This is a genomic window from Vibrio sp. 1F169 (assembly GCF_041439605.1).
GTDB lineage: Bacteria > Pseudomonadota > Gammaproteobacteria > Enterobacterales > Vibrionaceae > Vibrio > Vibrio tasmaniensis_A.
Genome location: NZ_JBGOOI010000105.1, coordinates 1 through 10,198 on the forward strand (window position 1 = coordinate 1; position 10,198 = coordinate 10,198).

The 10,198-nt window shown below is 41.8% G+C and carries 5 protein-coding genes and 2 pseudogenes; 3 read left to right on the forward strand and 4 right to left on the reverse strand.

Translation table 11 applies throughout. The features are described 5' to 3' along the window. The first annotated feature begins 202 nt into the window (after positions 1-202). Positions 203-463, forward strand: coding sequence for a type II toxin-antitoxin system Phd/YefM family antitoxin (locus ACED53_RS21850; protein ID WP_069592240.1), 261 nt, complete (start codon positions 203-205; stop codon positions 461-463). After that, positions 463-765 (forward strand): annotated as a pseudogene (locus ACED53_RS21855) (type II toxin-antitoxin system RelE/ParE family toxin). The gene ACED53_RS21850 and the pseudogene ACED53_RS21855 overlap by 1 nt, the downstream one beginning before the upstream one ends. Before the next feature lie 36 nt (positions 766-801). Here ACED53_RS21855 and ACED53_RS21860 read toward each other — a convergent pair. The 4 genes and pseudogenes from ACED53_RS21860 to ACED53_RS21875 form a co-directional block, all read right to left on the reverse strand. Beyond that, positions 802-1,143 (reverse strand): annotated as a pseudogene (locus tag ACED53_RS21860) (recombinase family protein); the annotation flags it as partial. 568 nt (positions 1,144-1,711) lie between these two features. Next, positions 1,712-2,980 carry an RHS repeat-associated core domain-containing protein gene (locus ACED53_RS21865; RefSeq protein ID WP_016800081.1) on the reverse strand — a complete coding sequence of 423 codons (1,269 nt, stop codon included), beginning with the start codon at positions 2,978-2,980 and terminating at the stop codon, positions 1,712-1,714. Between the two features lie 34 nt (positions 2,981-3,014). Continuing rightward, positions 3,015-6,857 (reverse strand): RHS repeat protein, encoded by a 3,843-nt coding sequence (locus ACED53_RS21870; RefSeq protein ID WP_102258027.1) that lies wholly within the window; start codon positions 6,855-6,857, stop codon positions 3,015-3,017. Positions 6,858-6,872: 15 nt separating this feature from the next. Then, the gene (locus ACED53_RS21875; RefSeq protein WP_102258028.1) at positions 6,873-7,934 is read right to left on the reverse strand and encodes a hypothetical protein; all 1,062 of its coding nucleotides are present in this window, start codon (positions 7,932-7,934) and stop codon (positions 6,873-6,875) included. 1,498 nt (positions 7,935-9,432) lie between these two features. On the opposite strand from ACED53_RS21875, the gene ACED53_RS21880 reads away from it, so the two are divergent. Continuing rightward, on the forward strand, positions 9,433-10,198 hold a 766-nt coding region (locus ACED53_RS21880), incomplete at its 3' end, for an IS5 family transposase (RefSeq protein ID WP_371715306.1).

The window sequence follows — 10,198 nt, forward strand, 5'->3', positions numbered from 1 at the left end:
AAATACGCGAAACGGGGTTGTTCTATCTTTAAATTTAATTACGCAACAAAGCCGACTAACTGGACAGTTCTGAGAGGGGTAACAAGTCGTATCCACTAAATTACACCTTTATGGACACGCCATTGGATTAACCGTATAACTAAAATCATACAAATCAGTTAAAGCGTTCGATTCGTTTATAATGAACGAAAAGGAGAATATTATGCAATCACTTACTGCTAATACAGCTAAAACTAAATTTGGCGATTTACTAATGAAGGCTCAACGTGAACCCGTACAAATCAATAAGAACGGTTCACCGGTTGCGGTGATGATGTCTTGTGAAGAATATGAGCAACTTGAAGCCCTGAAATTGATGGTGGTGAAATCGCGCTTCGAACAAGCAGAGGCCGATGTTCTATCAGATAACCTAGTCGACGGTGACGATTTCATGAATGCACTTGACCAAGGTAAATTTGATTAATGACGCAATATAAGCTTTCTTATGCAGCGCAGTCTGATCTCATTGATATTCGTCGCTATACATTAGAGCGATGGGGGCAAACACAATGGACCACTTACTTTTCAGAACTAAAGTAATCAATGGAATTACTGGCTAGCAATAAGTTGATCGGCATAGAAGTTTCAGAGTTGGGCCAAGACTACTTCCGCTTTCCTTTGAAGCACCATGTGATTTACTACATTCGAAAACAAGAGCTCCTCATTATTGCAGCCGTTTTTGGTAAGCACATGTCTCCCGCCAAGCACTTTTCACAACTCTCTTAACCCTTAGCTTCATATAGTCACGCAGCGTACTCGGCGCTTCACCCTCTCGGCTTGGCCCTTCAGTCTTCCGAGAATCATTCCGTTTTTCTTTCTGGCGGCGAGCGCTTCCTTCGTTCTCAGCGAGATCAACTCACGCTCGATTTCTGCCGCAATTCCTAGCACCTTAGCGGTGATATGAGATTGCCTCGAGCCATATAACTGTAAGTTTTCCTTTGCAATATAGACATTAATTTTCTTTTTCATGCACACTTCGAGTACCTCTAGTACTTGTAACGTTGAACGTGCAATTCGACTGACTTCAGCAAACACAATGCAATCTCCGCTCGTCATCCCCTCTACTAACACACCTAACTTAAGTGGTCGCCATTTTATCTTGCCTATCAAGCCAAAGTGGGCAGCCAAGCACACCGATTTTAAGCATCATCCCCAACGACTCGCCCCTCGAGTTAGAGTTACTCCTACCAGCCCGTTCTGCTGGTTTTGTTCAACAAGGTGATACCGAGCCTGGGTTGCTCATTGCGAATGCGACAGCGATCGGGTTGCAACCTTCAATGTTAAAAGTGTCATATGCCAGTGAGATAAGCACTTCTAATACTAATGAAGGCCCAGACAAGAAGAGTGTTACATTATCGCTTGAGCGTGAATTCCCCCTCGATGATAAAGAACCAATAACCGGACGCTCTCACTCGCTGCTGCTTCAAGCTCAGTTGCAATGCCGGCATCCACCTGTAGTAATCCGCTACAATAATGAAATAAACAACCAAACTGGGAGAATATTATGTTTCCATTTGAACTAAAAGTTAGCCATAGGACGGGACTCGGCAAAAGGCCAGACAGAAGTTTTTTACTTTTACCCAAATTTGGCAACAACCCCTATCCCCACCAACTTACCTCTAGATTTTTTGTAAAAAAGCACATTAGTTAAAAATTACTGTCATTCTAACTATCATAACCAAGACGGATTCCTACCATAAATGACGAGTTTATTCAGGTTACCAGCCGCGGTATTGAAGCTATTGGTCACCCTGGCTAATGCAGGGGCTTGAGGTCTGAACACTCTCCCTGAAGTTGCGGGTAGGTTGCGGACGTAGTTACCTGGCCAAGCAACCACTCTAGTATTTAGATGATTGGCTAAAGCCTGCCCTTGAGAAAACATGCTTCCTCCGGTCGCCCCGAAACAGGTTTGCAAATTAAACCTCTGAACGCTTCGCGCGCCCTCTGGTAGATACTCCGCAAGCCGTCCAGCTGTTTTAAAACCATCTGGCGTCATGGTTAACCCAATCCCCCCATGGCTGTAGACATAATCGTCGGCGCTCCTGTAGATAGCTGCTGTTCTTTGATAACCTGGTGAGCGCTGCCTTGTTATGGTCGTGAGATCTTCAAGAGGGGACCAATGTCTTAACTCAACCATCTCCATCGCTTGGCGTCGTGTAGCCATCAATGCTCTTCTGCTACGAGCCACCCCGATCCCTCTTCCTGCCCCAAACGTTACAAGGCCTATTACCGCCCCAATTCCCGCATTTAAAGCGGCATCTTTGGCACTTGAGCCAGTCGCCAATTCAAGACCAAAGCTAACTGCACTTGACACAGAAGCATCAGCAATCGCGAGGCCCACTTGTACACTGGTTTTTGCTCCCGTTGCTGCCGCGCCAAATCCTCCTGAGATAAAGCCAAGTGCGGCCCCAATCCCAACTTGTTCCCATTCAAAATGCGTATCCGTCACTATCGCACGAATTCCTTCTGCAGTTGCGGAGATGCCCGCCCCTAGAATTGCCCCTACAATCGCCCCTATAATTAAACTGGATATCGCAAACTTTCCGCTGGGATCACGCAAATTCACAGGATCGCCAAAACAATAGCTATAGGAGTTACTCCCTCCCTCTCCAAAAGGACTCAACACATCTGCAGAATGGAAGCGAGTCAAACCTGAACTATAAATCCGAAAACCATTGCCTAAATGATATAGCCCTGAACCAATGTCGCTAATCTCACGTTCGCCATTAAAACCTAACCGACTCTGAGAAAATTTAACAGGCACAATTAACCCTGAAGATTCAAATTTTGATTTAAAGGCTTCGCCAGCTAAGAGAAATCTTGGAGTAAAGTAAATAAACGGGGATAAAGCAGCCAATGAGGTGGAATACTTGATAAAAGTTCTTTTTGATAGATCTATATATCTTTGATTAACACCGGATGAACCATAATTCTTATTCATGATAAACATTTCCTCTATAAATCACGCATTCACCTCAACCTTGTCCATAGGGGGTGTACATTTTGTATTCTGTCGAAATAGTATCATCGCCATGGTGTGAGGTTAGAGTAGCGATAGCACTATGTTGGGCGTTTCCTAGTAAGTATTGATGTTCAGCAAGATGCACCGAGGTATCATAATTTGAAGGGCTGATATTAAACTTGAGGTACGAAGAAATAGTACGGTCCGTCCATAAACCACCCACGTTATGGTAACAAGTGTGCCATCCATCGTATAATTCGTTGACTATCTGGTCACCTTGATAATAAAGCTCCATCTTGGGTTCGTCTTGCCCAATTTGCGCCACTACACGGCCTTGAGCGTCGTATTCGAATTGATAAGACTTGTTGTTAATAGGCAGAGAAGTTGAATTCAATTGACCAAGAGCGTCATAATGATAAAGCGCCCCCCGCTCATCTTTAGTTATGTTTCCTGATGTGTCATAAGTTAAGTTAGCCGATTCAGAGTAGCTAATGTGGGTATTAGAGATTGACGCAAGACGCACCACGTCATCAGTATCATAAGTATATGTACAAATATTGTCGGTACCGTCTGAAAAAAACGTGATAAGTTTGGTTATATTGCCGTACAAGTCATAACTATATTGCTGTCGAATGATTTTGTTGCCAAATGTATCTTTGGGGTGTTCAAAGCCATCACACTGATAATCAACTAGTCGATGGAAATCATCGTATGACATTTTTTCAACCGTTGTTTTGTTGTCTCTTTCGAGTGTCTTTAGGCTGATTTGAAGTTCATCGTTATAAACTTGTTGCAAAGAAAACTGTAATTGAGAGTTTAGATGAACACTTCTTTTCGTTTCTAGTCCGACATCGTTTAATTCTAGTTTAATTTGAAGGTGATCATTTCCCCTATAAGTATCACATCCGACCAAGCGACTATAGTGATCATAATTTAAAGTGCTGAATGTATGGACACTCTCATTATTCGAATCTTGCTTAATATATTCGATATAAAACATTCTTCCGTAGCGGTCATAGCTGTATCTAACGACGTTACCAAAATAATCGTGCTTAAAATCCAGCCTGCCTGAAAGGTGATATTGTTCAAAGCTAAAAAGTCTAACAGACGTATTGGGGAAAAACGCCATCTCCTCTCTCGTCATCCCATCTTTAAAGTACACATAAGCACTGATGAGATTTTTATTCTCTGCACGTACTAGATGACCAGATTTTGCGTCGTAGTGATAGGTGACATTCAACGCTTCGTTGCCTGAAACATTATAGGCCGTGGCTTTCTTCAAATACTTATTGTACGTTATCTCGAGTTCATTACCATCCGCCATAACAACCCTCGTGGGAATTGGAGAAGCCCCGCTAAAAGACTGTTTTTCAGTTCCAGAACTCGACACTTCAGATACCATGCGAGATAGCCCGTCATACACCCTAATCCCAATGGTTTTATTATTAACACTGGTTTCAACAGGCAAAAGATCATGGCTGTAACGGACGTATTTTTTTGATATTTCAAGCGTTTCACCATCGTAGATTTGACGTGTTGAAACAACTCGGTCTGCGGTATCATAGGTGTATTCAACAGTATGACTTTTCTGGTCTGTGCTCGACACCAAGTTGCCTAAGGCATCATAAGTATTCTGGAAAAACGCTAACCGTTTCCCATGACTGTTGAGCAGCTCCTTTGTTAATAAGTTACCCATTAAATCAAAAGAACGAATTTCTGAAAGCAAACCTTGTATCGAATAGTTTATAGTCATCTTGACGGGGTTTTGCTTGATGACTTCTACCCTTCCCTCTGGGTGGGTGATTTTACTAAGGTTGCCTCTGGCATCGTATTCGTAGTTAGTTACCATTGAAGAACTGGTCGAAAAGTTATCAAATTCTTGCTGCTCAATCAATTGACCCAGGCTGTTATAGCTGAGTTCACTCAACACGATGAGTTGACCATTAAGATCACTTCGTTTTGTCTTAATGACCTTGCCTGCATTGTTGTAGTCTTCGACGCTTTGGATACCGGTAGGCTCTATGCTCTTCAATTGATTGAGCCCATCACCAACACGATATACATACTTCACTACCGCTTCATAATCCGTCCCTTCCGCCTTTATCTCTCGAGTCCGCCTACCAAGAAGATCGTATCGACAACTTGAGATAACTCCTTCACTATCGACCCACTGAACGGCTTCACCACTCTTTAAATCATGCTTGACTTGGGTGGTAACGACTAAATTATCATGTGTTGTTAGTGCGCTTGTAATTTCAACATCTTGGTCGGTATAACGGTACGACAAGTCCTTTCGTGAAACAAAATCATTGATAAAAGTAGAGGTTTTTTGTAATTGACCATGAGTAAGCTCTTCAACATTGTTAAAGTAAACATAATCTACACGACTCAGAGAGCTCTCTTCATGTTTAAGGACGACAAAGTTGCCTCCTCCGATGCGGGGTAAGGATTGGTAGGTGAAGACACTTTTCCTCTCTTGTTCATGACTAGTAATAGAGGAAGCTGGCTGGAAAGTTTCTTCCTGCAGGAAGGCAACAAACCCATTAGGCTCTGGAGGGCATGCTTGACCTTCTCCTGAAGAGGTGTAATAGACTCGCTTCGTTTGATCACCATTTATCTCTCGAATTAAGGTTTGATTCCCATAATCATCGTACTGATACTTATGGACAAACGTTCTAGAATCAGAATCTTCATAGTGAGTTTCATGTTTTTCCTTCAGAAATGAGTAATTGGCTGGTTGATGCTCAATACTGGTATTTATCTCCGCGTAATAAACGTACTCTTCTTTTCTGTAAAGAACCTCATTGTGGCGATATTCTATAGATTTTTGTAAATGATATTTATTATAAGACCGTGTTATGGATTGCGTGCTATTTATTTTCTCGACACTACTATACTCATAGTCACTCCTAGATTTGAATAGAGTATCTTCTCCATTGACGAACGCGGCTTCACTAGCAAAACCGAGATAGTTTTTATCTGAATAAGTATAGTTTGTTACTCGGTCAGGTTGATTATTCCCAGCGACAAATCGATGCATAGTCACATAAGGGACTTTACTGACCGGCCCACCGCTCGGAAAGCTGTGCCCTTCATTTTGGTAAGTGAGGATTTCTTTCAGGCCACTGGGATGAGAAAAGACTGTCAGGAGGTCATAGTTAATATTACTCAGGTATTCGTACTCAAAAGTGATATTCGACTCGTCATCAGGTAAATGAAGCGTTGTTAATCTTTTATAAATACCATTGCTTTCTTTATCAACAACCAGTGTTTGATAGGTTTCTCCACCTACAACCTGTGTGACCGTTGTTTTTAAGTCTTCAGACCAATAATCTATCCGTAATTCTCTTCCTGAGCCATCCGTTATTTTCCACAATTTGCTAGTTTGGTCACTCTCTCTATAGTGGAATGTTGTTTCCAAGCCTTGGATGGAGGTGATCTTTTTCAAGGCTCCCGTTTCATAGTCTATCGATTCTACAATCCCACTTTTATAGATAACATTAATTTCATTATTACTGAGAGAATAGAGTAACTTAATATCTTTAATTTTTCTGTATGGGAGTTTATATTCATTAGTCTGATGATTATAAATCGCTTTATAATTTTGGCCTGAGCTCAGGTAAATAATACTATCTTCTTTTTCAAAACGACTTAAAGAAAGTAGCCAGCCTCTCCCAAACCCTTCATCTCGAACACTTTCGGCACGATAGTTTAATACCAAGGAAATGGGAGAACCTACGGTTTTATGTGATAGAAAATCAGCGAGCCTTATTGAACATATATAAGCCCCAGTCCTAGGATCGACACCTGAATTATTAATAATTGAGAAGTTATGTGCATTCGATAAAAAAGACATTTTATTAATCACCTATTAATTATGTTCACTATGTATTCTTCTTAAATAGTACCCTTCCTCGAAATAATCATTGTAGCTAGTTCTTGAAAAACTAAAGTATCCTCTATTGCCAAATTTATCTTCGAAATACACTATTTTTCCATCAGGACTAATACTTTGGTTCCAGTCATAGGGAGGAAATGCTTTAGAGATGTTAGCAGAGTTGCTGCTGTAAATACCGCGCCCAAATGAGCTGACGAATATAATGGCCTCATCTGTATTGAGATCGCCATAGACAACCCGGTCTTTCCAGCCAGTGTCATAGGTAGTTGAAAATGGTATGTTGATATGGCCAGCATCTGTATCATATATCCAGTATAAGGCGGAAGAGGACTGGCTGTTGCTATAAGTCCCCAGCAACCTATGGTGGTCATTATTAAATCTCAGCCCCCCTTCTTGCCAAACTTTCTGGAGCGTAAAATTGTTAGGCTTATACTTCTGGAGATGAAGAATGGCCCCATCACTCCATCCGCTATTGCTTGTTTCGTAGGTAAAATCTGAACTGGTAAAGGTTCTTGGGGTCAACAATTCGACGATGGCAGAAGATTTGTTTGTGGTTCCATTACAAGTATTTTGGGTAAGAGATTCACCAGTGATATTATTGGTGGCCGTCGCTTGGACACACAGATGATAAACATCTGCACGGTTACCTGAAACAAACTTAGAAACACTCCTATAGCCTTCTCTTCGTCTGTTTCGGTTACTTCCATCCTCAAGCCTGATATCTAATACATACCCGCTGTGAGAATCTGAGACGGAGAGCGAGTCAATCGTTTCCGCCGTATAGAGTTTTTTGAGACTTGCATTGTCAAACGTGTAATTAGATTTCAACTGATAATAAATTTCAATTTCGGCCTGCATTCTATTATTGGCGTATATTTTAGAATTTGGCGATAAATTCACATAGGTGCCTTCAAGATAAAGCCTCGAAAAAGGTTCCTCTCTAGGTCCAGTGGAAGAGCAAAAAGCGCTATTAATATTAAATAAAAAAGCGAGTAAACATAGTTTTTTAAATGAATTTGTTTTTAGAAATTTCATATAATATATCCCATATTTGACCACCATGACAATATATATTTAATCATTATTTTTATAATAATTAATTTATAATTTATAATGAAAAATTTAGAAAAGCGCAGTAATAATGTATGTACAGAAGAGAGTTTTAACGAATCCCGCCCTCTGGCCAACTTTGAGTTCAAATGGAAAAACTTCGCCCTAACCTCCTTCTTTGGTGTGTTCGCTGGTATGCCTCTACGACTTTGAGCTCTGCCAATCTAAGTTATACGTTGGCCGAACACGGCATCCTTGTTAATCGTTCTACGATTTACAGCTGATTGGGGTCTTGAACACATTTCCCCGAAAAATTCATCCTCCATCTAATTAGTAGACGATTTGGGAATCTTGCATGCCAATAGCGGAACTGGTTACATCTCAACAGAAAAATGTCCTCAGCAGTACTCATGTTCTTTAGGTTTGAAGCTCGTTACTTGATGGATTAGAGGTTGATATCGAAAGGGAAGTCCCACAAGATCCGTTGAGAGCAGTGTTTTATTTTCTCATTAGTTGCTCCCAGCCAGCTTCCATGACAGTAACCATCAACGATCTCATATGTCGTTTTTTTCTTTTTCCTATTTTGCTCAGAACCCCAGCAGAACACATCACTTGATTTGGCATTCACACATGCTCAGTTTGTTACGGTGTTCACCTTAACTTCGCCGATCCCGCCTAGAACCTCTCCCTTTAACGCCCTCCTTAATTCGTGAAAGGGCGACCTTAGCCTACGTCAGACGTGATAAACTTTATAGCTCTTAGTCTTCTACAACGGCAAAAGGCAAATAATACGCTCCTTTTTGCATAACTTTTCGGCATAATTAAACCTAATTCTAGGTCGGAAAACCCCAAGCGGGCTAATTGAACTGGCCCCAAGTTTAGAGAAAGCTTTACCTGCCCTGATTCGAAAAGAAGAAATCTGAGGGTTGGGTGGTAACACTCACTCAATTACGACTTATGTCTTCCTCTGGCATAGAACTAGCAGATTCTCCCACTAAGTATTAGGCGAGTCCCTCTGCCGTGTATTGGACTCGCCCCGAAGGAGCCTCTGTCGCGTTTCAACTTCGCTTTCAACTTCGGATTAAAGAAGTTATTAAAGCCTTGGTGAAGATTAAGCACAGATTGCTGGAAGGCGATTGAATCATATTACTTCAACCATTGGTATTTACGCGATTTCTTGGCAACTGCAAGTAGTGGCTTGATGTCCTTTTTAGGATTCAGCGTGACACCATGCTTGCGGTGCATATGAGACTTTAAATGTAGAGCTTTGTTATACGCTTTATAGCTATAACAGTTTCAACCGACTCAAATCTGTGCGTACCAGCTGTAACGAAAAACTCTCTGGCTATATCTATTATTCTCGTGGCTTCCTCGCCATTCAAAAGCCTGCAGGCTATGCCGATAGGCTTTGTTGCGTAATTCAATAGAACTAAATCAAGAACCTACGATCTGATCAGCTACCTCCACTCTCACTCGTAGCTCTATGCCTAAACCTCGTTACAAAACAACTAACTGGAAGCAATACAACCAATCACTCATTAACCGTGGCTCTCTGACCTTTTGGATTGATGAAGAGGCGATTAGCGGGTGGGCGCAAAGCAAACAGAATAAGCGCGATAGGCCACGTCGATTCAGTGATTTAGCTATCACGACAGCACTCATGGTGAAACGCATGTTTTCTATGCCACTGAGAGCGTTGCAAGGATTTATCAACTCGATATTTATACTGGCCCATGTTCCATTAAGCTGTCCGCATTACACCTGCATCAGTCGTAGAGCAAAGCAAGTTGAGGCCTCATTTAAGACAAAAACGAAAGGAGCGATACAGCACCTAGCCATTGATGCGACTGGCCTAAAGGTTTATGGCGAAGGTGAATGGAAAGTCAAAAAACACGGGACAGATGGCAAGCGTAGAGTCTGGCGAAAGCTTCATATTGCCGTCGATACAAGCACTCATGTAATTATTGCAGCCGAGCTAAGTTTATCGACGGTTAGAGATGGGGAAGTACTCTCGAACTTACTGAAACAAACACGCCGAAGTATCCTTGAGGTGTCTGGTGATGGTACTTACGACACGAGAGCATGTCACGCTGCTATTAAGATTAAGCGAGCCGTTGCGCTTATTCCCCCAAGAGAAGGGGCTGCCTTCTTGGAGCGTGGTCATCCTCGAAATCTCGCAGTGGGTTGCCAGAAGTTATACGGCTCAAATAAGTATTGGAAAGAGCGGTATGGATACCACAAACGTTCAT